The organism is Streptomyces speibonae (assembly GCF_984686075.1).
Genome location: NZ_OZ480260.1, coordinates 4,262,564 through 4,287,655, shown reverse-complemented (window position 1 = coordinate 4,287,655; position 25,092 = coordinate 4,262,564). Strand labels below are relative to the sequence as shown.

27 protein-coding genes and 1 tRNA gene are annotated in these 25,092 nt (G+C 72.5%); 19 read left to right on the top strand and 9 right to left on the bottom strand.

Going from position 1 to position 25,092, the window contains the following annotated elements; all coding sequences use genetic code 11:
• The first annotated feature begins 19 nt into the window (after window positions 1–19).
• The 6 genes from tadA (at window position 20) to AC5L3C_RS19355 (ending at window position 3,342) form a co-directional block, all read left to right on the top strand.
• Window positions 20–451, top strand: a complete 432-nt coding sequence (tadA, locus tag AC5L3C_RS19380) for a tRNA adenosine(34) deaminase TadA (RefSeq protein ID WP_493653938.1) — start codon at window positions 20–22, stop codon at window positions 449–451.
• A 45-nt stretch (window positions 452–496) separates the two neighbouring features.
• Window positions 497–581: transfer RNA gene (locus AC5L3C_RS19375), tRNA-Ser, on the top strand.
• 99 nt (window positions 582–680) lie between these two features.
• Window positions 681–857 carry a hypothetical protein gene (locus AC5L3C_RS19370; protein ID WP_125505470.1) on the top strand — a complete coding sequence of 59 codons (177 nt, stop codon included), beginning with the start codon at window positions 681–683 and terminating at the stop codon, window positions 855–857.
• Entirely contained in the window at window positions 857–1,150 is a 294-nt protein-coding gene (locus AC5L3C_RS19365) for a Dabb family protein (protein ID WP_493650073.1), read from the top strand. Before AC5L3C_RS19370 ends, AC5L3C_RS19365 begins: the two co-directional genes overlap by 1 nt.
• A gap of 198 nt (window positions 1,151–1,348) precedes the next feature.
• Window positions 1,349–2,185, top strand: coding sequence for an RNA polymerase sigma factor SigF (locus AC5L3C_RS19360; RefSeq protein ID WP_493653936.1), 837 nt, complete (start codon window positions 1,349–1,351; stop codon window positions 2,183–2,185).
• Window positions 2,186–2,430: 245 nt separating this feature from the next.
• Window positions 2,431–3,342: an RNA polymerase sigma factor SigF gene (locus tag AC5L3C_RS19355; protein WP_125505468.1), complete on the top strand. Its 912-nt coding sequence runs from the start codon at window positions 2,431–2,433 to the stop codon at window positions 3,340–3,342.
• Between the two features lie 152 nt (window positions 3,343–3,494).
• On the opposite strand, the gene AC5L3C_RS19350 is transcribed toward AC5L3C_RS19355, so the two are convergent.
• Window positions 3,495–3,689 (bottom strand): hypothetical protein, encoded by a 195-nt coding sequence (locus tag AC5L3C_RS19350; protein ID WP_493650072.1) that lies wholly within the window; start codon window positions 3,687–3,689, stop codon window positions 3,495–3,497.
• Window positions 3,690–3,919: 230 nt separating this feature from the next.
• Between AC5L3C_RS19350 and AC5L3C_RS19345 the strand changes: the two genes are divergently transcribed.
• From AC5L3C_RS19345 to AC5L3C_RS19335, 3 genes are all read left to right on the top strand, one after another.
• Window positions 3,920–4,411 carry a MarR family winged helix-turn-helix transcriptional regulator gene (locus AC5L3C_RS19345; protein ID WP_493650071.1) on the top strand — a complete coding sequence of 164 codons (492 nt, stop codon included), beginning with the start codon at window positions 3,920–3,922 and terminating at the stop codon, window positions 4,409–4,411.
• 85 nt (window positions 4,412–4,496) lie between these two features.
• Window positions 4,497–6,113 carry an MDR family MFS transporter gene (locus AC5L3C_RS19340; RefSeq protein WP_493650070.1) on the top strand — a complete coding sequence of 539 codons (1,617 nt, stop codon included), beginning with the start codon at window positions 4,497–4,499 and terminating at the stop codon, window positions 6,111–6,113.
• A 986-nt stretch (window positions 6,114–7,099) separates the two neighbouring features.
• Window positions 7,100–7,570 (top strand): PPOX class F420-dependent oxidoreductase, encoded by a 471-nt coding sequence (locus AC5L3C_RS19335; RefSeq protein WP_493650069.1) that lies wholly within the window; start codon window positions 7,100–7,102, stop codon window positions 7,568–7,570.
• A gap of 50 nt (window positions 7,571–7,620) precedes the next feature.
• Here AC5L3C_RS19335 and AC5L3C_RS19330 read toward each other — a convergent pair whose 3' ends face one another.
• From AC5L3C_RS19330 to AC5L3C_RS19310, 5 genes are all read right to left on the bottom strand, one after another.
• Window positions 7,621–8,394, bottom strand: a complete 774-nt coding sequence (locus tag AC5L3C_RS19330; protein WP_493650068.1) for a TetR/AcrR family transcriptional regulator — start codon at window positions 8,392–8,394, stop codon at window positions 7,621–7,623.
• 73 nt (window positions 8,395–8,467) lie between these two features.
• Window positions 8,468–9,991 carry an MFS transporter gene (locus AC5L3C_RS19325; protein ID WP_493650067.1) on the bottom strand — a complete coding sequence of 508 codons (1,524 nt, stop codon included), beginning with the start codon at window positions 9,989–9,991 and terminating at the stop codon, window positions 8,468–8,470.
• Window positions 9,992–10,034: 43 nt separating this feature from the next.
• On the bottom strand, window positions 10,035–10,775 hold the full coding sequence (locus AC5L3C_RS19320; protein WP_493650066.1) for a response regulator transcription factor: 741 nt from the start codon (window positions 10,773–10,775) through the stop codon (window positions 10,035–10,037).
• Between the two features lie 112 nt (window positions 10,776–10,887).
• A complete protein-coding gene (locus tag AC5L3C_RS19315; protein WP_493650065.1) occupies window positions 10,888–11,793 on the bottom strand; it encodes an amidohydrolase family protein in 906 nt (301 codons plus the stop codon).
• A gap of 45 nt (window positions 11,794–11,838) precedes the next feature.
• Entirely contained in the window at window positions 11,839–12,711 is an 873-nt protein-coding gene (locus AC5L3C_RS19310) for a DUF2797 domain-containing protein (protein ID WP_493650064.1), read from the bottom strand.
• Between the two features lie 182 nt (window positions 12,712–12,893).
• On the opposite strand from AC5L3C_RS19310, the gene AC5L3C_RS19305 reads away from it, so the two are divergent.
• The 4 genes from AC5L3C_RS19305 to AC5L3C_RS19290 all read left to right on the top strand — a co-directional run bounded on the left by AC5L3C_RS19305 (window position 12,894) and on the right by AC5L3C_RS19290 (window position 16,857).
• Window positions 12,894–13,328 carry a DUF7144 family membrane protein gene (locus AC5L3C_RS19305; protein ID WP_125505459.1) on the top strand — a complete coding sequence of 145 codons (435 nt, stop codon included), beginning with the start codon at window positions 12,894–12,896 and terminating at the stop codon, window positions 13,326–13,328.
• Between the two features lie 65 nt (window positions 13,329–13,393).
• Complete coding sequence (locus AC5L3C_RS19300; protein ID WP_493653935.1) at window positions 13,394–13,855, top strand: potassium channel family protein; 462 nt, start codon at window positions 13,394–13,396, stop codon at window positions 13,853–13,855.
• Between the two features lie 180 nt (window positions 13,856–14,035).
• Window positions 14,036–15,433, top strand: coding sequence for an FAD-binding oxidoreductase (locus tag AC5L3C_RS19295; protein WP_493650063.1), 1,398 nt, complete (start codon window positions 14,036–14,038; stop codon window positions 15,431–15,433).
• Between the two features lie 152 nt (window positions 15,434–15,585).
• Complete coding sequence (locus AC5L3C_RS19290) at window positions 15,586–16,857, top strand: ferredoxin reductase family protein (protein ID WP_493653933.1); 1,272 nt, start codon at window positions 15,586–15,588, stop codon at window positions 16,855–16,857.
• 22 nt (window positions 16,858–16,879) lie between these two features.
• On the opposite strand, the gene AC5L3C_RS19285 is transcribed toward AC5L3C_RS19290, so the two are convergent.
• On the bottom strand, window positions 16,880–17,989 hold the full coding sequence (locus tag AC5L3C_RS19285) for an FAD-dependent oxidoreductase (RefSeq protein ID WP_125505457.1): 1,110 nt from the start codon (window positions 17,987–17,989) through the stop codon (window positions 16,880–16,882).
• 203 nt (window positions 17,990–18,192) lie between these two features.
• Here AC5L3C_RS19285 and AC5L3C_RS19280 point away from each other — a divergent pair, with 203 nt between their 5' ends.
• From AC5L3C_RS19280 to AC5L3C_RS19270, 3 genes are all read left to right on the top strand, one after another.
• Window positions 18,193–18,609: a MarR family winged helix-turn-helix transcriptional regulator gene (locus tag AC5L3C_RS19280; protein ID WP_411573112.1), complete on the top strand. Its 417-nt coding sequence runs from the start codon at window positions 18,193–18,195 to the stop codon at window positions 18,607–18,609.
• A gap of 85 nt (window positions 18,610–18,694) precedes the next feature.
• Window positions 18,695–19,921, top strand: a complete 1,227-nt coding sequence (locus tag AC5L3C_RS19275; RefSeq protein WP_493650062.1) for an NADH:flavin oxidoreductase/NADH oxidase family protein — start codon at window positions 18,695–18,697, stop codon at window positions 19,919–19,921.
• Between the two features lie 70 nt (window positions 19,922–19,991).
• Window positions 19,992–20,162, top strand: a complete 171-nt coding sequence (locus tag AC5L3C_RS19270) for a Rossmann-fold NAD(P)-binding domain-containing protein (protein ID WP_164555681.1) — start codon at window positions 19,992–19,994, stop codon at window positions 20,160–20,162.
• Window positions 20,163–20,199: 37 nt separating this feature from the next.
• On the opposite strand, the gene AC5L3C_RS19265 is transcribed toward AC5L3C_RS19270, so the two are convergent.
• Both AC5L3C_RS19265 and AC5L3C_RS19260 read right to left on the bottom strand, forming a co-directional pair.
• Window positions 20,200–20,631 (bottom strand): hypothetical protein, encoded by a 432-nt coding sequence (locus AC5L3C_RS19265; RefSeq protein ID WP_493650061.1) that lies wholly within the window; start codon window positions 20,629–20,631, stop codon window positions 20,200–20,202.
• A gap of 78 nt (window positions 20,632–20,709) precedes the next feature.
• The gene (locus AC5L3C_RS19260; protein WP_493650060.1) at window positions 20,710–21,582 is read right to left on the bottom strand and encodes a bifunctional DNA primase/polymerase; all 873 of its coding nucleotides are present in this window, start codon (window positions 21,580–21,582) and stop codon (window positions 20,710–20,712) included.
• Window positions 21,583–21,920: 338 nt separating this feature from the next.
• Here AC5L3C_RS19260 and AC5L3C_RS19255 point away from each other — a divergent pair, with 338 nt between their 5' ends.
• From AC5L3C_RS19255 to AC5L3C_RS19245, 3 genes are all read left to right on the top strand, one after another.
• A complete protein-coding gene (locus tag AC5L3C_RS19255) occupies window positions 21,921–22,247 on the top strand; it encodes a hypothetical protein (RefSeq protein ID WP_493650059.1) in 327 nt (108 codons plus the stop codon).
• 398 nt (window positions 22,248–22,645) lie between these two features.
• The gene (locus tag AC5L3C_RS19250; RefSeq protein WP_493650058.1) at window positions 22,646–23,206 is read left to right on the top strand and encodes a SigE family RNA polymerase sigma factor; all 561 of its coding nucleotides are present in this window, start codon (window positions 22,646–22,648) and stop codon (window positions 23,204–23,206) included.
• 134 nt (window positions 23,207–23,340) lie between these two features.
• On the top strand, window positions 23,341–24,996 hold the full coding sequence (locus tag AC5L3C_RS19245; protein ID WP_493650057.1) for a long-chain fatty acid--CoA ligase: 1,656 nt from the start codon (window positions 23,341–23,343) through the stop codon (window positions 24,994–24,996).
• The last annotated feature ends 96 nt before the right edge of the window (window positions 24,997–25,092 follow it).

The window sequence follows — 25,092 nt, the reverse complement described above, 5'->3', positions numbered from 1 at the left end:
CGACCGCTGGCGGGCGGCGATGCGCCTCGCCCTGGACGAGGCCGCACGGGCCGTCCGGGGCGGGGACGTGCCCGTCGGCGCCGTCGTGCTGGCCGCGGACGGCAGCACCGTGCTGGCCGCCGCCCACAACGAGCGCGAGGCCGCCGGCGACCCCACGGCACACGCGGAGGTCCTCGCCGTGCGGCGGGCCGCCGCACGGCTCGGGGAGTGGCGGCTGGCCGGCTGCACCCTGGTGGTGACGCTGGAGCCGTGCACGATGTGCGCGGGCGCCATCCAGCAGTCCCGGCTGGACCGGCTCGTCTACGGCGCCCGGGACGAGAAGGCCGGCGCGGTCGGCTCCCTGTGGGACCTGGTCCGCGACCGGCGCCTCAACCACCGGCCCGAAGTGATCGGGGGAGTGCTCGCCCAGGAGTGCTCCCGGCAGCTGACGGACTTCTTCCGCGGACGCTGAATACTGATTTCGAACCACGCGCCACCGTGCTGTAAGGTCTCCCTCGGTAGCGTGTCCGAGCGGCCGAAGGAGCTCGCCTCGAAAGCGAGTGTGGCGCAAGTCACCGAGGGTTCAAATCCCTCCGCTACCGCTTGTGAAGGGCCTCGTCGTCGGACGGGGCCCTTCGTGCGATCATGGGCCCGCTCACGCGCGCGACGGCAGCGCACAACTGGGACAGGGGAGGGCCGCGATGGCGGTGAACGCGAAGAAGGTCGCTGTCTACGTCGTCGTGGTCTTCGTGCTGTATTTGATCATCACGGACCCGGAGAAGGCCGGTGACTACGTCACGGTCGGGTTCGAGGGCATCTCGGACGCGGCGAAGGCCATCGGCGACTTCATGACCTGGCTCGCCAACGGAGGTAAGTGATGATCCGGCACCTGGTGCTGTTCCGGCTGAACGAGGGCGTCGAGCGCGACGACCCGGCGGTCGTGCGGGGCGTGGAGGCCTTCCGCGCGCTCGAGGACAAGGTCCCGGAGATCCGCTTCTGGGAGTGCGCCTGGAACATCAGCGACCGTCCCATCGCCTACGACTTCGCCATCAACTCGGCGTTCGACGACGCGGACGCGCTGCGCCGGTACGTGGAGCACCCGGAGCACCAGGCGGGCGTCGCGCTGTGGCGCGAGTTCGCCACCTGGGTGATCGCCGACTACGAGTTCTGAGGCGCGGCCCGGCCACGGTCCCGGGCGGCGCGTGAGGGCCCCCTGCGGTGACGGCAGGGGGCTCCGGCGCGTCAGCGGCCGCACCCGCTCCCTCAACACGGAATATGCGGTGCTTGCACACAGTGAGTCAGTCTTGTGATGCTATGACCGCTTTTGCCGGATGAGTTGACGGGCGATGTGAGCGATGAAGAGGTGGCGTTGACCGTGTCGGCCAGTACTGCGCCGCCCCAGGACGAGGTGTCTCCCGACGCGGTCCGGACCCCCGTCAAGCGACGCGGCGCCGACACCCGGGCGCTGACCCAGGTGCTCTTCGGACAGCTCAAGGATCTGGAGCCGGGCACGCCGGAGCACACCCGCGTGCGCGCGGCGCTCATCGAGGCGAACCTCCCGCTCGTGCGCTACGCGGCCGCCCGGTTCCGCTCCCGCAACGAGCCGATGGAGGACGTCGTCCAGGTCGGCACCATCGGGCTCATCAACGCCATCGACCGCTTCGACCCGGAGCGGGGCGTGCAGTTTCCGACGTTCGCGATGCCGACGGTGGTCGGCGAGATCAAGCGGTACTTCCGGGACAACGTCCGCACCGTCCACGTACCGCGCCGGCTGCACGAGCTGTGGGTGCAGGTCAACAGCGCCACGGAGGACCTCACGACCGCCTTCGGGCGCTCCCCGTCGACCGCGGAGATCGCCGAGCGGCTGCGCATCAGCGAGGAGGAGGTGCTGTCCTGCATCGAGGCGGGGCGGTCGTACCACGCCACCTCGCTGGAGGCCGCGCAGGAGGGCGACGGGATGCCGGGGCTGCTGGACCGGCTCGGCTACGAGGACCCCGCGCTGGACGGCGTCGAGCACCGCGACCTGGTCCGGCATCTGCTCGTCCAGCTGCCCGAGCGGGAGCAGCGCATCCTGCTGCTGCGTTACTACAGCAATCTCACCCAGTCGCAGATCAGTGCGGAACTCGGTGTCTCGCAGATGCACGTCTCCCGCCTACTGGCGCGTAGCTTCCAGCGGCTGCGGTCCGCAAACAGGATCGACGCGTAACCGGAACGAGCGAATCGCTCACGAGTGCCCTTCTGTGGACTTCTGCTCCGAAAGCCCGTCAGACCCCGTGTTTCCAGGGCTGATTCGCATCTCAGATGTCGACATGTCACTACAGCGCGTTGCCGACATGTGACATTCTGCGGGAAGCGCGTTTGCCGGAGCTCCGGCGCCGGTATTCAGGTGAAGGCTGCGTTCCTCCCATCGGAGCGTGCGCCGCGACCGTCCCGCGACCCAAAGGGGGTGGCATGTCCGCAGAACAGGGCAGCTCGAAGGTGCTCACGCTCGCGGAGAGCGAGGCAGCTCCCCATGCTCTCGACGCACTCGGCCCCATCGACGAAGGCCAGGCCGCACCGGTCCCGGAGCTCCCGGACACGCCGGAACTCCCGGACACGGCGGCCCTCGACACCCGCACCCTGTCCCGCTCCCTGTTCCTGCGGCTCGCCGTGCTCGACGAGGACAGCCCGGAGCGCGCCTACGTCCGGGACACGCTGATCGAGCTCAACCTCCCGCTGGTGCGGTACGCGGCGGCCCGGTTCCGCTCGCGCAACGAGCCGATGGAGGACATCGTCCAGGTCGGCACCATCGGCCTGATCAAGGCGATCGACCGCTTCGACTGCGAACGGGGCGTGGAGTTCCCGACGTTCGCGATGCCGACGGTTGTCGGCGAGATCAAGCGGTTCTTCCGCGACACGTCGTGGTCGGTGCGGGTGCCGCGCCGGCTGCAGGAGCTGCGCCTGGCGCTGACGAAGGCCAGCGACGAGCTGTCCCAGAAGCTGGACCGCTCCCCCACGGTTCCCGAACTCGCCGCCGTGCTGGGCGTGTCGGAGGAGGACGTGGTCGACGGGCTCGCGGTCGGCAACGCGTACACGGCCTCCTCGCTGGACTCCCCCACCCCCGAGGACGACGGCGGCGAGGGCTCCCTCGCGGACCGCCTCGGCTACGAGGACACGGCGCTGGAGGGCGTGGAGTACCGGGAGTCGCTCAAGCCGCTGCTCGCCAAGCTGCCGCCGCGCGAGCGGCGGATCATCATGCTGCGCTTCTTCGCCAACATGACCCAGTCGCAGATCGGCGAGGAGGTCGGCATCTCCCAGATGCACGTCTCGCGGCTGCTCACCCGCACCCTCGCCCAGCTGCGGGAGGGCCTCATCTCGGACTGAGGCAGCGCGCAGCGCGGAGCGCCGACGAGGACGCTCCGCGGGCGGATTCCCCTACGGGGATCGCGGATTCGTGGCCGCCGGGGCGTCCCGCAGGGGCGCAACGGCGGCCGCCGCGTTGTCGCGGGCCGGGGTGTCGTGCCGGCCGGCGCCGGTTACTTCAGCGCGAGCCAGGCGACGGCGGCGACGACCGCCACGGCCACGACGACGCCGACGATCAGCCCGATCCGGGGCCCGGAGCCCACGGACGCGGCCTGCCGTCCCTGGGGTGCCTCATCGACGAACGCGCGGAACATCTGGGTGCTGCCGGCGGGGTCGTGCTGGCCCTGCGGGCCCTGGGTGTCAGCCATGGCACGAGACCCTAGCGAATCACCGACGGACGGCCCAAGCGGGGCAGGGGAGGAGCGCACCGGCGGCAGCGGGAGTGCGGGCCGCGCGGGCCGCCCACCCACGCGACCTGCGTGTTTACTCGCGCGATTACTTGCCTTTGTCAACTTTTTGCACCCCGCCGCCCCATTTTATTTGCCTGTAGCAACCATCGATCTTTATGGTTGCTTCGAGCAACGAAATGGGAGGTGTCATGGCCGAGCCGGCGCGGTACGAGGAGCTGGTCCGGCAGTTCAGCGCCTTCGGCGTCATCAAGCGCGAGCTGAACCGGCTCATGCCGGCCGACTGCCACGGCGGCTCCGCGTCCGTCCTGACGGTCCTCGGCCGCCACGGCGCCATGCGCATGAGCAAACTCGCCGAGCTGCTCTCCGTGGACCTGTCCGTCACCAGCCGCCACGTCGCCCATCTGGCCGAGCGCGGCTGGATCGAGCGCTCCGCCGACCCGGCCGACAAACGGTCCCGCATCCTGCGGCTCACCCCCGCCGGCCAGGACCGGCTCGACGAGCTGTTCCGGCGGACCACCGAGCTCCTCGCCGAGCGCCTGGACGGCTGGTCCGAGGAGGAGGTCGGCCTGCTGACCGAGCTGCTGGCCCGGCTCAGGGACAGCTTCGGCGAGGGCCGCGCCGCGCCCCGGCCGGTGCCTCCCGCACGCGAAGAGACCGTCCGTACATCCGCAAGCACCTAAGAGAAGGACGCCCATGGCAACGACCACACCCAGTGGTGTGCGGGCTCATGCCAAGCACGGGGGAGGCTCCTCGGGAGACGCTCCGATGACCCACCGGCAGATCATGGAGGCGCTGTCCGGGCTGCTGCTCGGCATGTTCGCCGCCATCCTGTCGTCGACCATCGTCACCAACGCTCTGCCGGAGATCGTGGGCGACCTCGGGGGCGGCCAGAGCGCCTACACCTGGGTCGTCACCGCCTCGCTGCTGACGATGACCGCTTCCACCCCCCTGTGGGGCAAGCTCGCCGACCTGTTCAGCAAGAAGGTCCTGGTCCAGATAGCCCTCTGCGTCTTCGTCGCCGGCTCCGTCGTGGCCGGACTGGCGCAGAACCCGGGGATGCTCATCAGCGCGCGTGCCATCCAGGGCCTGGGCGCCGGCGGTCTGTCCGCCCTGGCCCAGATCATCATGGCCGCGATGATCTCCCCGCGTGAGCGCGGACGCTACTCCGGCTACCTCGGCGCCACCTTCGCCGTCGCCACCGTCGGCGGCCCGCTGCTCGGCGGGGTCATCACCGACACCAGCTGGCTCGGCTGGCGCTGGTGCCTCTACGTCGGCGTGCCCTTCGCGCTGATCGCGCTGGTCGTGCTGCAGAAGACGCTGCATCTGCCCCTGGTCAGGCGCCGGGTCAAGGTCGACTGGGCGGGCGCGTTCCTCGTCACCGCCGCGGTCTGCCTGCTGCTCGTCTGGGTCACCTTCGCCGACGACAAGTACGCGTGGATGTCCTGGCAGACCGGTGCGATGGTGGGCGGCTCGCTCGTGCTCACCCTGGCCTTCCTGGCCGTCGAGAGCAGGGCCGCCGAGCCGATCATCCCGCTGCGGCTGTTCCGCAACCGTACGATCACCCTGGCCTCGCTGGCCTCGCTGTTCGTCGGCATCGCGATGTTCGCCGGGACCGTCTACTTCAGCCAGTACTTCCAGCTGGCCCGGGACAAGTCCCCCACGATGTCGGGCGTCATGACGATCCCGATGATCGGCGGCCTGTTCGTGTCGTCCACGGTCTCCGGGATCATCATCACCCGGACCGGCCGGTGGAAGCGCTGGCTGCTGGCCGGCGGGCTGCTGCTGACGGCGGGCCTCGGCCTGCTCGGCACCATCCGCCACGACACGCCGTACTGGCACGTCGGCGTGTACATGGCGCTGCTGGGGCTCGGCGTCGGCATGATGATGCAGAACCTCGTGCTGTGCACGCAGAACCAGGTGGCCCCGAGCGACCTGGGCGCGGCCTCCTCCGTGGTGACGTTCTTCCGGTCGCTCGGCGGAGCGGTGGGCGTCTCGGTGCTCGGCTCGGTCATGGCCGGGCGGATCAGCGGCTACGCCCGGGACACCATCGGGCAGCTGGCCCCGCAGGAGCGGGCGGCGGCCGCGCAGGCCTCCGGCAACGGCGCGATCCCCGACATGGACCTGCTGCCGCCGTCCATCCGCACCTGGCTGGAGAGCGCGTACGGGCACGGCATCGCCGACATCTTCCTGTACGTCGCCCCCATCGCCCTGCTGGCGTTCGTCGTGACCCTGTTCATCAAGGAGGTCCCCCTGCGCACGACGGGCGCTCTGGCCCAGGCAGCGGCGGAGGAGACACCGGCCCCCTCGGACGAGGCGGCCCCGGCGAGCGGGACCCCGGCCCCCACCGGCACCGAGGCACCCGCCGGCCGCCCGCCACGCTGATCCCACCGGGTAGCGCCCGGGCCCCGGCGCCCGCCTCACGCCGGGTACCGGCCACCTCGACGGGCCGGGCCCGAGTGGGCTGCCGCCCGGCGGCCACCACGGTCCCCAGCCGGCACGGCGACAACCAGCCCGAACGGGGGGGGTACGCCCCCGCCGAGGCCGGAGACACCGGCCCCCCCCTCGGACGAAAACCCGGATCCCGCCCGACGGGCCCCGGCCACCTTCACGCACGCGGGACGCGGACCGCGCCCAGGCCCCGGCGCCCGGCTCCCGCCGGGTACCGGCCACCTCGACGGGCCGGGCCCGAGGGTGCTGCCGCCCCGAGGCGGTCCCCGGTGCCCGGCCCGGCGGCGACGACCGGTGCGGACGGGGTGTACGCCACCGCCACCGCCGCCCCCGCCGGTCGCCACCACGCCGGCCCCCTCGGACGAGGGCCCGGCGAGCGAGACCCCAGCCACCACCGGTACCGAGGCGGCACCCGACCGGCCGCCACACTTCCCCCGCCCGACGGGCGCCGGCCACGCTCACGGGCGCGGGACACGGACCGCGCCCAGGCCCCGGCGCCCGCCTCCCGCCGGGTACCGGCCACCTCGACGGGCCGGGCCCGAGGGTGCTGCCGCCCCGAGGCGGTCCCCGGTGCCCGGCCCGGCGGCGACGACCGGTGCGGACGGGGTGTACGCCACCGCCGCCCCCGCCGGTCGCCACCACGCCGGCCCCCCTCGGACGAGGGCCCGGTACCAACGGCACCGGGGCGCCCTCCGGTTGGCCGTCACGCGAACTCCGCCCGACGGGCGCCGGCCACGCTCACGGGTGCGGGATGCGGACCGGGGCCAGGAGCGGCGTCCGGCCGGTCGCCGCCACGCCGGCGGGCATCGGGAACCGGTCCGTGGCGGGTCGGCGCGTACGTGGCGGAGACGGACGGCAGTCCCCCGCGCCGCAGCCGGCATGAGGCGCGTGTGCCGGGTGGGGCGGCCTAGGCTGGCGGTATGGCACCGAATATCGCGACGAACACGCGTGTGTCCCTCGACGAGTTGCTGGACTTCGTGCGCCCGCGGCACCGGGCGATCCTGCTGACCCGGCGGGCCGACGGCGGTCCCCAGGGCTCTCCGCTGACCTGCGGGGTCGACGACTCGGGCCGGGTCGTCGTCTCCACGTATCCCGAACGCGCCAAGACCCGCAACGCCAAGCGGGACCCGAGGGTGAGCCTGATCGTCCTCAGCGACGAGTGGAACGGCCCCTGGGTGCAGATCGACGGCACCGCGGAGGTCGTGGACCCGCCCGAGTCCGTGGAGCCGCTGGTGGAGTACTACCGCAACATCGCGGGCGAGCACCCCGACTGGGACGAGTACCGGGCGGCGATGGTCAAGCAGGGCAAGTCGATCATCCGGATCACTCCCGAGCGCTGGGGTCCGGTGGCGACCGGCGGGTTCCCGGCCCGGCTGGCCGGGGGGCAGTAGGCCGGGGGGCAGTAGGCCGGGGGGCAGTAGGCCGGGGCGGCCGTCCCGGCTCAGTCCCGGCCGCGCGCCACCATCGCCTCGATGCCCGCGATCAGCAGATCCAGGGCGAAGACGAAGTCCCGTTCCAGCATCTCCTCGACGGTGTCGCCGCCGCGGGCCTTCATGACCCGGGCCGATTCCTCGATGACCCCGGAGGCGTCCGGCGCCTGCGTCGCCTCGCTCATCGCGTGCCGGTGGTACTCGTCGGCGGTCATGCCCGTGGCAGCGACGCGTGCGTGGAACTGGCCCTCGATCGTGCCGTAGCCGTACACGAACTGGAAGACGGCCGAGATGGCCCCGGTCACCCCGTGCGCGGGCAGTCCCGTCTTCCGGATGACCTGCTGGATCACCCGGGAGAACGCCAGCGCGTTGGGCCCGATGTTGAGGAACCGGCCGGCCAGCGGCGACAGCCAGGGGTGGCGCACCAGCAGCGCGCGGTACTCGCGGGCGAGGGCGCGCAGTTGGTCGCGCCAGTCCTCCTCGGCGGCCGGGTCGGGCAGCGTGAGTTCGCCGAAGGTGCGGTCCAGGGCGAGTTCGAGGAGGTCGTCCTTGGTGTCGACGTACCAGTAGACGGACATCGCCGTCACGTTCAGCTCGGCGGCGAGGCGGCGCATGGAGAACTTGGCCGGGCCCTCGGCGTCCAGCAGCCGTACCGTGGCCTCGGTGATCCGCTCCCGGTCGAGGCCGGACGGCTGCCCGCCGCCCCGGCCCCCGCCGCGGGCCCTGTCCTCCAGCCAGACGCTGATCCGCGGCGCACCGCCGGACCGCTGGGCTGCCCTCACCATGGCGCACCTTCCTCGACGTGCCGACACCGGATCCTCCCAGGCGCCCGTGCCCGGGTGCGTACGGATCCGGCTCTCAGGCCTTCTCCCCCGAGTCTGCCCGGTCCGCCCGGTGCAGCAACGCCGCCGCGATCAGCCCGCCGAGCAGCACGGCCACCGACCCGACCAGCAGACTCGTCTGCAGTCCCGAGGAGAACGCGTCGGTGATCCGCGCCCGCTCCCCGTCCGAGCCCGCCGCCGCCAGCGCCACCGGGAGCGAGCTCGCCGCCACCGGTACCAGTGCCGCGAACCGCGCGTTGAGCACCGCGCCCAGGACGGCGACCCCGAGCCCGTTGCCGAACTCGGCGAGCGTGCCGTTGATCCCGGCCCCGACGCCCGCCTTCTCGCGCGGCACGGAGCTCATCACCGCGTGCGCCATCACCGGGCTGCCGATCGCGGTGCCCGCCCCGATCAGGACCAGGCCGAGCAGCGTACCGGCGTAGCCCTGCTCGGTGAGCACGGCGATCGACACCAGCCCGGCCGCCATCAGCCCCATGCCGAGGGCTATCGCGAGCGGAGTGCCCAGCTTCGCCGCCCACTTGGTGCCCACGCCCGTGAAGTTGAGGGCGACGACGGTCAGGGCCATCGGCGCGGTGCGCAGCCCCGCCTCCAGGGGGCCGTAGCCGAGGACGAACTGGAGGTACTGGGTGAGCAGGAAGAGCGCCCCGCCCATGCCGAAGGTGATCAGCACCAGACCGCCGACCGCTCCGGTGAACCGGCGGTTGCGGAAGAAGTGCAGGTCGAGCATGGGGTGGGGGATCCGGCTCTCCCAGTACGCGAAGGCGGCGAGGACCACGGCCGCCACGGTCGCCGTGCCCAGGACCCGGCCGGAAATCCAGCCGTGCTCGGGGCCCGAGATGATCGCGTACACCAGCGCCGCCATGCCGATGGTGGAGAGCACCGCGCCGACGAGGTCGGGGCGGTCGCCCTGGCGGTTGCGGGACTCGGGGACGTACGTGGCGACGGCGGCCAGTGCCAGGACCACGACGGGCAGGTTGACCAGGAAGATCGCGCCCCACCAGAAGTGGTTGAGCATGAATCCGCCGACCAGCGGACCGGCCGCGAAGCCCAGCGAGTTGACGGCGCTCCAGATGCCGATCGCCTTGGGCTGCTCCTCGGGCGTGAAGATCTGCATCACGACGGCGAGGGTCGTGGTCAGCAGCAGCGCGCCGCCCACCCCCATGCCGGCCCGCGCGGCGATCAGCTGACCGGACGATACGGCCAGTCCGGCCACCAGCGATCCGGCGCCGAACAGGGTCAGGCCGACGAGCAGCATCTTCTTGCGGCCGTAGCGGTCGGCGGCGTTGCCCGCGGTGAGCAGCAGGCCCGACTGCACCAGGGAGTACGCGTTGATCATCCACTGGATGTCGGCGGTGGACGCGTCCATCTCCCGGGTGAGGGAGGGGATCGCGACGTTCAGGACGGTGTTGTCCAGCAGCACGGTGAGCTGGGCGAGACAGATGACGGCGAGGATCAGCCAGCGCCGCGCGTGGCCCCGCGGCGCCGGGTCCGTCGGCGCCGGGGTCCGGTCGGGGGCCTGTTCCTGGGGCGACGTCGTCATGCTGTACACCGTATAGCACTCGCCCTATACGGCGTACAACGGGTCAGGACGCCGCAGGTTTGATCATGTAGCCAGCGCCGCGCCGGGTGTGGATCATCGGCTCCCGGCCCGCGTCGATCTTGCGGCGCAGATACGAGATGTACAGCTCGACGACGTTCGCCCGCCCGCCGAAGTCGTACGACCAGACCCGGTCGAGGATCTGGGCCTTGCTGAGCACGCGCCGCGGATTGCGCATGAGGAAGCGCAGCAGTTCGAACTCGGTGGCGGTGAGGTGGATGCCGTCCCCGCCCCGGGTCACCTCGTGGCTGTCCTCGTCGAGGGTGAGGTCGCCGACGACCAGCATCGAGCCGGAGCGGCGGCCGGCCGTCCCGCACCGGCGGATCAGCCCGCGCAGCCGTGCGACGACCTCCTCCAGGCTGAACGGCTTGGTGACGTAGTCGTCGCCGCCGGCGGTCAGCCCGGCGACACGGTCCGCCACGGTGCCCTTGCCGGTCAGGAACAGCACGGGCACGTCCGGCAGTTCGCGGCGCAGCCGGCCGAGGGCGGACAGCCCGTCCATGTCCGGCAGCATCATGTCCAGGACGACGGCGTCGGGCCGGAACTCCCGCGCGGCGCGGACGGCACCCTGGCCGTCCCCCGCGCTGCGGATCTGCCAGCCCTCGTACCTGAGGGCCATGGAGAGCAGATCGGTGATCGACTGCTCGTCGTCCACCACCAGCACGCGGACGGGGCTTCCGTCCTGCCTCGGCACTTCTGTGCGCCCCCGGGGCGAGATCGTGGTCATACGGCACACGATGTGGGCGGCCTCTGAGAGCACCCTTGCGGCAACCTGTGATTTCCCTGAGAAACGGCACGCGGCCGTCGCGTTGCCGCCGGCCGCCCGCACGGCCGCGCCCTCACCGCTCCGGAAGGCCGAAGAGCGCCGCCGCGTTGTCGTGGCACACCCGCCGCAGCCACTCCTGTCCGAGCCCCAGCCGCTCCAGCGCGTGCAACTGGTGGACGTAGGGATAGGGGATGTTGGGGAAGTCGGAGCCGAGCAGGATCCGGTCGCCGAGGGCGGCCAGCCGGGGCCGGGCGCGCCGGGGGAACGGCGCCATGCGTTCGCTGAAGTCGGTGAACGCCATCGTGGTGTCCAGCCGCACCTGCCCGTACCGCTCGGCGAGGTCCAGGAAGTCCTCGTACTCGGGCATCCCGAGGTGCGCGATCACCAGCCGCAGCCGGGGGTGCCGGGCCAGCACCCGGGCGACGGGCCCGGGGCCGGTGTACTTGCCGGGGGCGGGGCCGGAGCCGCAGTGGATCACCACGGGGACCTCCGCCTCGGCGAGCAGTCCCCAGGCGGCGTCGAGCGCCTCGTCGGCCGGGTCGTACGCGCCCACCTGCACATGTGCCTTGAAGACGCGCGCGCCCGCCTCGACGGCGTCCCGGACGTAGCCGGCGACGTCCGGTTCGGGGAACAGCGTCGCGGTGTGCAGGCAGTCGGGTGTGCGCCCGGCGAAGGCGGCCGCCCAGTCGTTCAGCCAGCGGGCCATGCCCGGCTTGTGCGGGTAGAGCATGGAAGTGAACGCCCGCACGCCGAACGAGCGCAGGACCGCGGCCCGTTCGCCCTCCTCCTTCCGGTAGGTGATGGGCCACTCGACCCCGCCGGTCAGCGGTCCGAGCGCGTCGAAGTAGGCCCACACCTTGCGGAGCACCTGCTCCGGCATGAAGTGCGTGTGGACGTCGACGAGCCCGGGCAGCCCGAGCCCCTCCCGGAAACGCCGCACGTCGTCCGCCTCGGCGCCGGTGTCGCGGTGATCGCTCATGCCGTCACGATCACCCGCGAGGGTGCCCGCGGTCCAGGGGCCCGGTCAGAACAGCCCGTCCTGCGCCGCCACCGGCTCCTTCAGCGCCCTGACCGGCACGGCGAACTCCCGCTCCCCGGCTGGGACCAGGCCCCACCCCGTGAGCAGCCGGGTGTCCAGCACGACGACCCCCCGCGCCGTCCGCAGATGGAGATCGGGACCGGCGGCCGCCACCAGCTGACCGCTGACCGCGCCCCCGGCGACCAGCTCGGCGACCTCCCCCACGGCCGCGGGCGCCCGTGTCAGCCCGAACACCTCCATGTGATCGACCGGCCGGTACGGCGCCGGGTCGAGCGACTCCGGCCACCCGCTCAGGGCGACCGCCCGCGCGTGCAGCCCGGCGATCTCCGCCGCCCGTTCCCCGCCGGTGGCCGGGAGGGCCGCCCTCGCCGCCCGCTTGCCCGCGTAGGGGATCCGGTCGGGCACACGGAGCGCGGCACGCAGCAGTTCCTCGGTGCGCCGCGCGGCCATCAGCGGTCCGGTGCCCAGCCAGGTGAAACAGACCGCGCCCTGTTCCAGCAGCCGTGCCGTCCCCCGCTCGGCCGCGGTGATCCCGACCTTGACCATGCCGGGCCCGAACCACGCCAGGTACACGCGGTAGGGCCGCGGATCGTCCGCGAGGGTGTCGGCGGCCACCGAGTGCGCCCGGTCCAGCCGGGCGCACTCCTCGCAGCGCGCCCCCGTGCTCCGCCCCGGCACGGCCGCACCGAGCGGACAGGCGTGCCCCCGTGCCCCCACGCAGCTGCGCACTCCCCCTTCCGCGACCCCGAAGGCCACCCGCTTCCCCCGGGTCAGCGCGGAACGCCGCCCGCCGTCCCACAGCAGCACGGGACCCCGAGCCGTCCACCGCAGCCCCGCACACCGCCACATCTGTGCCATCCCCCCGAGCGTAGAGACCCCCACTGACAACGGCCCCGCCCGCCGGCACCCGCCCCGGCCCACCCCGGACCCCGCCCGGCACGCCCCGGACCCCGGCCCGCCGTCCGGGTGCCGGTGCCGATCGGGAGTGCCAGTCTGGAGGAGGCATCGCACTGCTCGGGGACGTCCGAAAGGTCGACAACATGGCGAGCAATGTCAGCGGTACCCACCGCACCGGGTGGGAGACGGAGAGCCCCTGGGCCACGAGCTGGACGGCCGCCGCCGCGGTCCTGATGACCTTCGGCGGGATCATGGCGATCTTCCAGGGCATCGCCGCCATCGCCGAGGACGACGTCTTCGTCGCCACCCGCGACTTCACCTACGAGTTCAGCCTGACCGGCTGGGGCGTGCTCCATGTGATCCTCGGCGCGCTGGTGGCCGTCGCCGGTCTCTCGCTGTTCAGCGGGGCCACCTGGGCCCGCGCGGTGGGCATCGCGCTGGCCGGGCTCAGCATGATCGCCAACTTTGTGTGGCTGCCCTACGCGCCGGTGTGGGCGATCGTCCTCATCGTCATCGACGGCTTCATCATCTGGGCCCTGTGCGCACCCCGTCGCGGAAGCCGCGAGTCCCGCGCGTAGCGCGCGCGTCCACGGGCCGGGGTGCCCTCTGGCCCTGGCTGGTCCAGGCGGCCGGGGTGACGGTGATGGTCGCCGCCTACTTCCTGCTGCCCCTGGACCGGCTGGGTCCGAGCCGCCCGGTGCTGAGCTGGCTCCTCTTCGGACTGGCCCTGGGACTCATCGCCGCCCTGCTGCTGCGGCAGGTCGTGCACGTCCTGCTGTCGCTGCGGGACGTGCGCCCGGGGATGGTCATCCCGCCGCTGATGTGCCTGGCCATCCTGGTCTTCGCGACCGCCTACCTGGCCCTGGCGCAGCGCCCCGGCGAACTCGACGGCATCGCCACCCGCCTGGACGCCCTCTACTTCACGCTCGTCTCCCTGGCCACCATCGGCTACGGCGACATCACCCCGCACGGCCAGGCGGCCCGCCTGGTGACCGTCCTGCAGATCGTCTACACCTTCGTCTTCCTCACCGCCGCGGCGACCTCCCTGACCCGCTACCTCCGCGACGAGCTCCGCCGCCGCGAGAGCCCTCGCCGGCCGGACTGACCACCGCCATGTCGCGCATGACTATGATCCACGTCACACTGAAGCAGTGGGGGTGTCATATTCCAGTCCCCGGGCCCTCGGATTCCCCTCCCCGGGTCCCCGGACCAACGTCGGCCGAGGGGCCGGTTCCGTCCGGCCGCGGCCCTCCCGTTCCGCCTTCTTCCCGAGGGGTGTCCCGTCATGAGCGGCCTGGACACAACTGCTCTCGACCCACTGCGTACGGCCTTGCGAGGACGCGTCGTCGCACCGCAGGACCCGGGCTACGACGAGGCCCGCAGCATCTACAACGCCATGATCGACCGGCGTCCCGCCGCGATCGCCCAGTGCGTGGGCGCGGCGGACGTGCGGACCACCATCTCCTTCGCCCAGGACACGGGCGTCGAACTCGCCGTGCGCGGGGGCGGGCACAGCGGCCCGGGCCTCTGCCTCGTCGACGGCGGGCTCACCCTGGACCTCTCGCCCATGCGCTGGGTGCGGGTCGACCCGCTGACCGGCACCGCGCAGGTGGGCGGCGGCAGTCAGCTGGGCGACCTGGACCACGAGGCGCACGCCTTCGGACTCGGCATACCCTCCGGGATCAACTCGACCACCGGGGTCGGCGGCCTCACCCTGGGCGGCGGACACGGCCATCTGACCCGCAAGTACGGGCTGACCATCGACAGCCTGGTCGGCGCGGACGTCGTCCTGGCGGACGGCAGCGTGATCAGCGTCTCCGAGAAGGAGCACCCGGATCTGCTGTGGGCGCTGCGGGGCGGCGGCGGCAACTTCGGCGTGGTCACCTCCTTCACCTTCCGGCTGCACCCGGTGGACGAGGTCGGGGTCGCGGTGACCGTGTGGCCGGTCGAGCGCACGCCGGACGTGCTGCGGTGGTACCGGGAGTTCCTGCCCGCGGCGCCCGACGACATCAACGGCTTCTTCGCGATCATGGCCGTGCCGCCCGCACAGCCCTTCCCCGAGCCGATCCACGGTCAGAAGATGTGCGCCGTGGTCTGGTGCTACACCGGTGACCTCGCGGACGGGCGCCTGGAGGACGTACTGTCCGTGGTCAACGACCCGGCCCCGCCGGCCTTCCACTTCACCACGCCCATGCCGTACCCGGCCCTGCAGACCATGTTCGACGATCTGGTCCCCAAGGGTCTGCAGTGGTACTGGCGCGGCGACTTCTTCGACGGCATCCCCGACGAGGCCTTCGCGGTGCACCAGCGGTACGGCGAGGCCCTGCCCACCGCCCTGTCCACGATGCACCTGTACCCCGTGGACGCCGCGGCCCACCGCGTCGCCCCCGGAGAGACGGCTTGGGCCTACCGGGACGCCGTGTGGTCGGGTGTCGTCGCCGGAATCGACCCGGACCCGGCCAACGCCGACACGATCCGGCAGTGGTGCGTCGACTACTGGACCGATCTGCACCCGTATTCCATGGGCGGTTCGTACGTCAACTTCATCGGCGAGGCCGAGGGGGCCGAACGCGTCCGCTCCACGTACCGCGACAACTACGACCGCCTGGCCGCGGTCAAGCGGACCTACGACCCCCACAACTTCTTCCACGCCAACCAGAACATCGCTCCCTCCGGCACCTGACCCGCGGCCGCCCGCCGGAACCGTCTCCCCCCGCCGGCGCGTGCACACAGCATGGGCGGCGGAGCGGTGAGCGAAGGGCGACGAGGGTGGCGACGACGAATGGCCAGGTGCGGCGAAGGACCATACTTCCGGGCGTGGCGGCGCAGTGGACGATGGGAACGTTCGTCGTCGCCAACGCGATGATCGTGGAGGTCCTCTTCCTCACGGGCGGGACCGGCAGGAACACCACGCTCAGGGTGGCCGAGTTCTTCGGCCTGCACGCGGCACTGCTGATGCTGTTCCAGCTGCTGCTGGTGGCCCGGCTGCCGTGGCTGGACCGCCGTATCGGCATGGACCGGCTCACCGTGTGGCACCGGTGGATCGGCTTCACGCTGCTGTGGACCGTCCTCACCCACGCCACGCTGGTGGTGCTCGGGTACGCGCGGCTCGACGGCGTGTCGATGGCGAGGACGTTCGGCGCCCTGAGCGGGGTACCGGCCTCCCTGCTGGGCATGCTGGCGGCGGCCCTCGTGGCCGCGATCGCCGTCACCTCGGCCCGGCGCCTGCGCCGGCGGCTGCGGTACGAGACCTGGCACGCCCTGCACCTGATGCTGTACCTGGCCATCGGCCTGGCCTTCGCCCACCAGCTGCTGGAACCCGCGAGCTTCCGGGCGTCCACGGCGGGAACGGTCTACTGGTGGGCCCTGTGGCTATTCGCCTTCGGCGCCTTCGTCGGCGGGCGGATCGTCCTGCCGGTGTGGCGCAACGCCTACCACCGGTTCCGGGTCGCGGCCGTGGTGCCCGAGTCGGACGGCGTGGTGTCGGTCCATGTCACCGGGCGCCGTCTCGAGCGGCTTCCCGCCCGGGCCGGGCAGTTCGCCATCTGGCGTTTCCCCGGGCACAACCACTGGTGGCTCGCCAACCCGTTCTCGCTGTCGGCGGCGCCCGACGGCCGGTCCCTGCGCCTGACGGCCAGGGCGGTCGGCAGCACCAGCGCGGGCCTGCGGCATCTGCCCGTCGGCACCCGGGTCCTCGTGGAGGGCCCGTACGGAGCGTTCACCTCGCTGCACCGCACGCGGCCGGGCGCACTGATGATCGCGGGCGGCGTGGGCATCACGCCCGTGCGCGCCCTGCTGGAGGAGCCCACGGCCGGCGACGTCGTGGTCCTCTACCGCGTGCGCAGCGCCCACGACGCCGCGCTCGTCGACGAGGTACGGCACCTGGTCGCCGCGCGCGGCGGCCGGCTGCACCTGCTCACCGGCGCGAGCAGTGCGGGGGTCCGGCCGTTCGAGCCGGGGAACCTCCACGCCCTGGTCCCCGACGTCACGGAACGCGATGTGTACGTCTGCGGACCGCCGTCCATGACGGCGGCCGTGCTGGAGGCACTGCGGACGCTGAAGGTACCGGCCCGCCAGGTGCACGCCGAGAAGTTCAGCCTCGCCTGACGCGCGCCCCGGGAGGCCGGGTTCACGGCAGGTCGCGCAGGGGCGCGTAGGCGCGCTCGTACAGGCCGTTGGCGCCGAAGCGGAGCGCGAGGTCGCGCACGAACGTGGGCATGGAGCGGGTCCGGTCGCGCCGGTGCGTCTGCTCCCGCACCCAGCGGGCCCGGGGGAGCCGGCGCCGGACGAACTCCTGGAGCAGCTCCACGGTGTCGCCGTCCCCGGCCAGCACCTCGGCCAGGACCTGGGCGTCCTCGACGGCCATGGCCACGCCCTGGGCCATGTTGGGCGAACTCGCGTGGGCCGCGTCCCCGACGAGGACGACGCGTCCGCGCGCCCACGTCCTGCACGCGACCTCCTCGACCGGCGAGACGTACGCGTCGAGGGCGGCGGGCGTCGCCAGCAGGTCCCGCACCCGTCGGTCGTACCCTGCGAAGTGCCGGGAGAAGCCGGCCTCGTGAGCCGGGTCCCCGGGGGAGGACACCGACACGTCGGCGTAGCAGCACACCCGGCCCCCGCCGACCGGATAGGCCAGGAAGACCGACCCAGGGCCCAGCCACAGGGACCACCGTTCGATGTCGGGGGCGTCGGTGAGGAAGCGCCGGGAGAGCTGTCCGAGGGGGCGGGTCCGGGCCGCGGGATCGACCGACTCCCTGAGGCCCGACCGTATGCCGTCCGCGCCCACGACCACGTCGTACCGGCCGGACGTGCCGTCGCTGAACACCACGGGCACACCGTCGTCGGCCGGCCCGGTCGACTCCACGGTGACGCCGTGGCGGACGGGCACCGGCGCGAGGTCCCGCAGCGCGGCATGGAGGTCGTCCCGGGTGACGCCGACGCAGCCGGCGGTGCCCCGCCACAGTCCGGCCATGTCGATGTCGGCCAGCACGCCGCCCCGCCGGTTCATGAGCCGCTGGCCGGGCACGGACGCCCCGGAGGCGTTCAGGCGGTCGCCCACCCCCAGGGCGGTCAGCGCCCGGACGGCGTTCCCGGGCAGGAAGAGACCGGCCCCTCCGCCGCGATGGTCGGAGGAACGTTCGACGACGTCGACGGTCATGCCGTTGCGCGTCAGCGCGATGGCGGTCGCCAGACCGGCGACACCGGCCCCGACGACGAGAACGTCAAGCTGCTTGGGCATGGGGATCTCCCGATGGAATGGGGCGTACGTGATGAAGTACGGCCCCTTCGGCGACCGGGTTCCGTCCCCACCCCGATCGGGTCCGGACCTTGCCCGCGCGGGCGTCCTGCAGAACCCCGGCCGTGCCCGCGCCGCGGCACGCACCGACGCGGAGCCGGACCGGCCTCCGCACCGGGTTCGGCGGGTGGTCGAGAATGGTGGGTGTGAGCGATTTGCTGAGCGTGGTGCGCGCGGTGCACGAGATTTCGATGGTCACCAGCACACGGTTGGAGCCCCTGCTGGCCCGGCTTCGGCTCACGCAGCAGACGGCGCAGGCGTTGTGGGCCATCGATCCGGACCGGCAGGCGCCGCCGATGCGCGTCGTGGCGCAGCGCCTGCACTGCAACGCGTCCAACGTGACGTTCATCGCCAAGCAGTTGGAGGAGCGCGGCTATGTGGTCAGGCGCCGGGATCCGCAGGACGGGCGGTCGAGTGTGCTCGTGCTGACCCCGGAGGGGGAGCGGGTCCGCAGGGAGGTGGTGGACGAGGCGCTCGCGCTGACCCCGTTCGCGGCGCTCTCCTCGGCGGAGCTGGCCGCCCTGGCGGACGTGCTGACGCGGGTGGCGGACCTTCCGGAGTAGCCGGGCGGCCGCGGCATTCGGGAGGCATGTACTTCAAGTCTTGAAGCACTTCGGTTACAGTGCTTCAAGACTTGAAGGAGTTTCCATGGTGCTGGTGGCCCGTCCGCTGACCCTGAGCAGCGGCATGACGTTGGAGAACCGCGTGGTGAAAGCCGCGATGGAGGAGCAGCTCGCCGGGACCGGGCAGCAGCCCGACGAGCGCATCGAGCGCCTCTACCGCCGCTGGGGCGCCGGCGGGGCCGGGCTCCTGATCACGGGGCATGTCATGGTCGACCGCCGGGCTCTCGCGCAGCCCGGTGACATCGTGCTGGACCGCGCCAGCGATCTCGCGGCGTTCCGGCGGTGGGTCTCGGCGGCCGCCCCCACCCCGCTCTGGATGCAGATCAACCACCCGGGCCGGGTGGTCCTGCGCGACACCGGAGCACTCGCCCTGGCGCCCTCCGCCACGCGGGTGGACATCGGCACGCTGTCGTCGTTCTACCCCACCCCGAAGCCGATGACCGGCGCGGACATCGACACGGTGATCGAGCGGTTCGCGACGACGGCGGCCCTGGCGCAGGACGCCGGGTTCGCCGGCGTCGAGATCCACGCGGCGCACGGCTATCTGCTGTCGCAGTTCCTGTCACCCCTGGTCAACCGCCGGGACGACGAGTGGGGCGGCACGCTGCACAACCGGGCGCGCCTGCTGCTGCGGATCGTCGACGCCGTCCACGACCGGGTGAAGCCCGGGTTCGGGATCGCGGTCAAGCTGAACTCCGCCGACTTCCAGCGCGGCGGCTTCGACGTCGACGACGCCGGGCGCGTCATCGAGTGGCTCGAGGGCCGGGTCGACTTCGTGGAACTCTCCGGCGGCAGTGTCGAGGCGCTCGCCACGGCGGGCCACACCGCCGACGACCGCACCCTCGAACGTGAGGCGTACTTCCTCGATCTCGCCGCGCGCCTGGTCGACCGGACGGCCGTGCCGCTCATGCTCACCGGCGGCATCCGCCGCGCAACGGTCGCCGAACGCGTCATCGAGCGCGGGTTCGCCCTGGTGGGCGTGGCGACCGCGCTGGCCCAGCACCCGGAGCTGCCACAGCGCTGGCTGGCCGGTGAGGACGCACCGGTCGCGCCGCCCCGGTCCGCGCTCCCCTCGAAACTCATGCGGGCGGCGGCCGTTCAGGCCGCCGTCACCGGACGCCTGCACGCCCTCGGCCACGGCAAGGACTGCTCCCCGCGCTCCCCGGCCCTCGCCCTCGTCGCCGACCGGCGCCGGCGCTCCCGCCAACTGGCCCACTACCAGCGGGAGAAGACGGGACGCCCACAGGGGTGAGCCGTGCCCTGGTCCGGGCCGAGGAAGGCCGGGCACCGCGCGGGGTCACCCGGCGGCCGCGGACACCCACATGACGGCGGGACGCGACGCGCCCGGGACCGACCCCGCCGACGCACGCGCCGCCCTCGACGGCGTACCGGCGGGAGCCGTCGAGGTGCTGGCCGGCGAGCCCAGCCACTTCGTCACGTCCGCCCTGGCGGGCGACCCGGCGCCGCTCCACGGCCCGCCGTCGGACCACTGACCGCACCGGACGCGCGGAGGGGCCGGTGGCCCGGCGGTCACAGTTCCGCGTCGGTGGCGAGACGGTCCCAGGGCAGGTCCCGGAGGGCGGGCACCGCGTCATGGCCCGACGGCAGGCACGAGGTGGGCTGGAACCAGATCACGGTGAGGCGGGAGCGGTACAGCGCGCGGTCGTGGGCCGGATCGAGGGCCTCGGAGCGGAAGCTGCCGACGCAGGTCACGGCGGGCAGCACCTCCACCGGACCGAAGGCGCCCGCGTACTGGTCGGGGTACTCGCGCGGGGGCGGGATCAGATGCACCGGGGTGCCGGGGAAGGTCTGCTCGGCCGAGCGGAACAGGCCCGCGATCCGGCGGTCGTTGAGGATCTTGCACGGGTAGCCCTCGAGCAGCCCGCCGTACGTCGACGACATCCGCAGCTCGGAGAGGTCGACCGAGCGGCCGGAGGCGAGGGCGACGCGGGTGAGTGCCATGGTCGGCACCTTGTTGCGGTGGTGCATCCGGGACTTTCGGTTCTCTGGGCGTGGTGAACGAGGTCGGGGGCGTCGGAATCACGGCCGGCGGGACGTCATGCGGGCGGCCGACGCGATCGTCGCGCGGGCCTCGTGTGCGGACAGGCCCGTACTGACGGCGGCGTCGGCCAGGGAGTCCGCCAGCGCGGGGCCGATGCCGTCCTCGTAGGCACGGCAGGCCGCCCAGAACAGGCGGGTGTTGCGCTGGCCCTCGTGTGCCGCGAGGACGAACTGGACCAGGCCCTGGCCGTGTCCGCCGGTGGACGGGGGCGTCGGGTGGTGGGCACGGGGCGGTGGGAGGAGCAGGCGCAGGAGGGCGGGCGGGCACGCGGCCGGGGTGAGGTGCTCGGTGCCGGGCGCGGTCGTGTACGTGCCGTGGGCGGTACGGGAGCCGGGGCCCACGAGGTATCCGCCCGCTCCCCTGATGTCGATGCCGGGGGCCAGGCGGCCGGCCGAGTTGGGGACGACGACGTCCGGCGGGCCGCTCAGCCACAGGTGGCGGCCGCCGCTGGGGGTCAGGACGACCACCGTGGCGGGGATCGTGAACAGGTGGCGTAAGGCCAGTTCGCGCAGGCCCGCGGAGGAGTCCGTGCCGCTCTTGGTGTCCAGGTCGACGCCGATCAGGTGGTGCGGGGAACGGCCGCAGGCGATGCCGTAGCCGGTGGCGCGGGGTGCGGCGGCGAACAGCGCGCGGATCCGGGCGGGGTCGGTCGAGGCGTCATGGACCCCGTGGCCGAAGCGGCCGCACTCACCGTGGCAGGGCACCCCGGCCGGATCGGTGGTGCCGCGGTGCGGGGAGCGCAGGGCCGGGAGCTTCGTCCGGGAGAGAGGGATGACGGGCAGTCCGCGCTCGGCGGCTGACAGGGCGTGTGCGAGGGCCGGCGTCGTGGCCTGCCGGTCGGTGGTGGCCATGACTCCATGTTCGTACACATGTTCGAGTAAGGGAAGGGGGAAGCGCCGCGACACGCCGCGACGCGCCGGGGCGAGGCCGCCGGCGGGGGCATGGTGCCGGAACGCTTCACCCCTTGCGGCGCACGGGGTGCGGACATTCCTGCCGGGGCGTCGTCCCGTCATCGGAGGCCTGAAGGGGTTTATCGGCCTGTCGTCACGCTTGCGTGCGAACTGCGGCCTTCGGGACGGTTCGACGGTGAATCGGTGGGCAACTCTGATCTCGCGACGTCGCGAACAGCACCGGGGCGGGGGGAAAACGTCCCTGGTCACATGGGTCTTTGTTCTGGAGGGAACACAACATGGCAAGCATCCGTACCGCCCGCGTCATCGCCGCGGCCTCCGCACTTCCGCTCGCCGCCGCTCTGTTCGGCGGCGTCGCGACGGCGGACAGCGGCGCCCTCGCGGACAACGGATCGAAGGCGACGGCCACGCACTCCGTGGCCGACGCCCTCGGCAGCGGTGTCGGCGGCGACAACTTCGGCAACTCGGCCACCGCACAGCAGCAGGCCACCGGCTCCGGTGCCACGAACCAGAGCAACTCCGCCCAGGTCAACGGCTCCGCGTTCACCGCCGTCAACCAGGGCACCGACAACGTGGCCATCAGCTTCACCCCACTGTGGTGGTGAGGGCGGCCGCCTGACCGCCGGGGGGTGAGCTGTCAGGGGGGCGTGCTTTCGTGGGGTGCAAGGCGTCCGCGCGGCGGTACTTCGGTGCCGCCGCGCAGGCGTGCGCGCAGGTGTGCGCGTAAGCGTGCGCGTAAGCGTGCGCGCGGGGGCGTGCCGCCGCGGTGCCGCCGCCGAGGCGCCCCCGGACACCCTTCGCGGCGGATTGCTTCCCGGGTGGCGCCCCTCGCCGGCGGCCCGCTTCCCGCGTGGTCCTCCTCAGGGATGCACCCGCACTACCCCCTCATCCGCACGTCCACCTTCAGGAGGTGAGGCCGGCCCCACCCCTACAACCTGAGGGGGATCCGGCTCCGCGACCTGCGGCCGATCCGCAAAACGGGGCCCGCTCCTAGCGTTGAGGCATGACCACACTCGTCTGCACCGGCACTTCGAACGCCGCTGCTCCACCGACGCAGACCGTCCCGTATCCGTCATTCTCGTCGTACATGAGGGCCCGCCACCCGGTGCTCCTGCGTACCGCCCGGTCGCTGACCGGGAACCCGAGCGACGCCGAGGACCTGCTGCAGACCGCGCTCACCAAGACGTATGTCGCCTGGGAGCGCATAGAGGACCACCGCGCGCTCGACGGCTATGTGCGCAGAGCCCTGCTCAACACGCGCACCTCGCAGTGGCGCAAGCGCAAGGTCGACGAATTCGCCTGCGACGAACTGCCCGAGCCCGACCCGCTGCCCGCCGGCGACGACCCGGCCGAGCAACAGGCGCTGCGCGACGCGATGTGGCGGGCGATCATGCGGCTGCCCGCGCGGCAGCGGGCGATGGTCGTTCTGCGGTACTACGAGGACCTCAGCGAGGTCCAGACGGCCGAGGTGCTCGGCGTCTCGGTGGGTACCGTGAAGTCCGCCGTGTCGAGGGCGCTCGGCAAACTCCGCGAGGACGCTGAACTGGGGCTTGTTCGAAAATGAGCCCTATGTGAGGGAAGAAGTCCTCCGGCGGCGGTGATCGATCATCCGCTCCCCTAGTGACATACCGCGCGGTATGCGCGCAGAATCAGCGCAACCTTTACCGACGCGTAGGCGATGTCGCCCAGGAGGACGCCGTGCTGAGCACCATGCAGGACGTACCGCTGCTGATCTCGAGGATCCTGACCCACGGGTCGACGATCCACGGTTCGTCCCAGGTCACCACCTGGACCGGCGAGGGCGAGCCGCAGCGCCGTTCCTACGCGGAGATCGGTGCCCGCGCGGCCCAGCTGGCCCACGCCCTGCGCGAGGACCTCGGTGTCACCGGCGACGACCGGGTCGCCACCCTCATGTGGAACAACGCCGAGCACGTCGAGGCGTACTTCGCGATCCCCTCCATGGGAGCCGTCCTCCACACCCTGAACCTCCGCCTGCCTCCCGAGCAGCTCGCGTGGATCGTCAACCACGCCGCCGACCGGGTGATCATCGTCAACGGATCGCTGATCCCGCTGCTCGCCCCGCTGCTGCCGCACCTGAAGACCGTCGAGCACGTGGTCGTCTCCGGCGCCGGAGACCGTTCCGCCCTCGCGGACGCCGCCGTCCCGGTGCACGAGTACGAGGACCTGCTCGCCGGACAGCCCGTCGCCTACGACTGGCCCGAGCTGGACGAACGCGCCGCCGCCGCCATGTGCTACACCTCCGGCACCACCGGCGACCCCAAGGGCGTGGTCTACAGCCACCGCTCCATCTACCTCCACTCCATGCAGGTCAACATGGCCCAGTCGATGGGCCTGACCGACGAGGACACCTCGCTGGTCGTCGTCCCGCAGTTCCACGTGAACGCCTGGGGACTGCCGCACGCCACCTACATGACCGGCGTCAACATGCTGATGCCGGACCGCTTCCTTCAGCCGGCCCCGCTCGCCGAGATGATCGAGAGCCAGAAGCCGACCCACGCCGCCGCGGTCCCCACCATCTGGCAGGGCCTGCTCGCCGAGCTCACCGCCAGGCCCCGCGACGTCTCCTCCCTCGCCCAGGTCACCATCGGCGGCTCCGCCTGCCCGCCCTCCCTCATGGAGGCGTTCGACACGCTCGGCATGCGGGTCTTCCACGCCTGGGGCATGACGGAGACCTCCCCGCTCGGCACCATCGCCCGCCCGCCGGCCCAGGCCGTGGGCACCGAGGAGGAGTTCGCCTACCGGCTGACCCAGGGCCGCTTCCCGGCCGGCGTCGAGGCCCGGCTCACCGGCCCCGGCGGCGAACGCCTCCCCTGGGACGGCGAGTCGGCCGGTGAACTGGAGGTCCGCGGCGCCTGGATCGCCGGCGCCTACTACAACGGCCCCGACGCCGAGCCGCTCCGCCCCGCCGACAAGTTCAGCGAGGACGGCTGGCTGAAGACCGGCGACGTCGGCATCATCAGCCCCGACGGCTTCCTCACCCTGACCGACCGCGCCAAGGACGTCATCAAGTCGGGCGGCGAGTGGATCTCCTCGGTCGAGCTGGAGAACGCGCTGATGGCCCACCCGGACGTCGCCGAGGCGGCCGTCGTCGCCGTCCCGGACGACAAGTGGGGCGAGCGCCCGCTGGCCACGGTCGTCCTCAAGGAGGGCGCCACCGCCGACTTCACCACGCTGCGCGGCTTCCTCCAGGAGGAGGGCGGGATCGCCAAGTGGCAGCTCCCGGAGCGCTGGACGGTGATCGAGGCGGTGCCGAAGACCAGCGTCGGCAAGTTCGACAAGAAGGTACTGCGCCGGCAGTACGCCGAAGGATCGCTGGACGTCACGCGGATCTGACACCCGTACGGCGACGCGCCGGGCGGCGAGGGGGTGTTCCCCGCTCACCGCCCGGCGCGCGTCGTATGTCGTGCGCGGGGCGCGGGGCGTGGGGCG

Bases quoted from the DNA above. Each gene is read 5' to 3' on its own strand.
- AC5L3C_RS19250 (WP_493650058.1), top strand. From the start codon at position 22,646: ATGACCACACTCGTCTGCACCGGCACTTCGAACGCCGCTGCTCCACCG.
- AC5L3C_RS19305 (WP_125505459.1), top strand. From the start codon at position 12,894: ATGGCGAGCAATGTCAGCGGTACCCACCGCACCGGGTGGGAGACGGAG.
- AC5L3C_RS19275 (WP_493650062.1), top strand. From the start codon at position 18,695: ATGGTGCTGGTGGCCCGTCCGCTGACCCTGAGCAGCGGCATGACGTTG.
- AC5L3C_RS19330 (WP_493650068.1), bottom strand. From the start codon at position 8,394: ATGGTGAGGGCAGCCCAGCGGTCCGGCGGTGCGCCGCGGATCAGCGTC.
- AC5L3C_RS19255 (WP_493650059.1), top strand. From the start codon at position 21,921: ATGGCAAGCATCCGTACCGCCCGCGTCATCGCCGCGGCCTCCGCACTT.
- AC5L3C_RS19265 (WP_493650061.1), bottom strand. From the start codon at position 20,631: ATGGCACTCACCCGCGTCGCCCTCGCCTCCGGCCGCTCGGTCGACCTC.
- AC5L3C_RS19260 (WP_493650060.1), bottom strand. From the start codon at position 21,582: ATGGCCACCACCGACCGGCAGGCCACGACGCCGGCCCTCGCACACGCC.
- AC5L3C_RS19365 (WP_493650073.1), top strand. From the start codon at position 857: ATGATCCGGCACCTGGTGCTGTTCCGGCTGAACGAGGGCGTCGAGCGC.
- AC5L3C_RS19325 (WP_493650067.1), bottom strand. From the start codon at position 9,991: ATGACGACGTCGCCCCAGGAACAGGCCCCCGACCGGACCCCGGCGCCG.
- AC5L3C_RS19290 (WP_493653933.1), top strand. From the start codon at position 15,586: ATGGGAACGTTCGTCGTCGCCAACGCGATGATCGTGGAGGTCCTCTTC.
- AC5L3C_RS19270 (WP_164555681.1), top strand. From the start codon at position 19,992: ATGACGGCGGGACGCGACGCGCCCGGGACCGACCCCGCCGACGCACGC.
- AC5L3C_RS19300 (WP_493653935.1), top strand. From the start codon at position 13,394: ATGGTCGCCGCCTACTTCCTGCTGCCCCTGGACCGGCTGGGTCCGAGC.
- AC5L3C_RS19315 (WP_493650065.1), bottom strand. From the start codon at position 11,793: ATGAGCGATCACCGCGACACCGGCGCCGAGGCGGACGACGTGCGGCGT.
- AC5L3C_RS19335 (WP_493650069.1), top strand. From the start codon at position 7,100: ATGGCACCGAATATCGCGACGAACACGCGTGTGTCCCTCGACGAGTTG.
- AC5L3C_RS19285 (WP_125505457.1), bottom strand. From the start codon at position 17,989: ATGCCCAAGCAGCTTGACGTTCTCGTCGTCGGGGCCGGTGTCGCCGGT.
- AC5L3C_RS19350 (WP_493650072.1), bottom strand. From the start codon at position 3,689: ATGGCTGACACCCAGGGCCCGCAGGGCCAGCACGACCCCGCCGGCAGC.
- AC5L3C_RS19370 (WP_125505470.1), top strand. From the start codon at position 681: ATGGCGGTGAACGCGAAGAAGGTCGCTGTCTACGTCGTCGTGGTCTTC.
- AC5L3C_RS19320 (WP_493650066.1), bottom strand. From the start codon at position 10,775: ATGACCACGATCTCGCCCCGGGGGCGCACAGAAGTGCCGAGGCAGGAC.
- AC5L3C_RS19355 (WP_125505468.1), top strand. From the start codon at position 2,431: ATGTCCGCAGAACAGGGCAGCTCGAAGGTGCTCACGCTCGCGGAGAGC.
- tadA (WP_493653938.1), top strand. From the start codon at position 20: ATGCGCCTCGCCCTGGACGAGGCCGCACGGGCCGTCCGGGGCGGGGAC.
- AC5L3C_RS19295 (WP_493650063.1), top strand. From the start codon at position 14,036: ATGAGCGGCCTGGACACAACTGCTCTCGACCCACTGCGTACGGCCTTG.
- AC5L3C_RS19310 (WP_493650064.1), bottom strand. From the start codon at position 12,711: ATGGCACAGATGTGGCGGTGTGCGGGGCTGCGGTGGACGGCTCGGGGT.
- AC5L3C_RS19345 (WP_493650071.1), top strand. From the start codon at position 3,920: ATGGCCGAGCCGGCGCGGTACGAGGAGCTGGTCCGGCAGTTCAGCGCC.
- AC5L3C_RS19340 (WP_493650070.1), top strand. From the start codon at position 4,497: ATGACCCACCGGCAGATCATGGAGGCGCTGTCCGGGCTGCTGCTCGGC.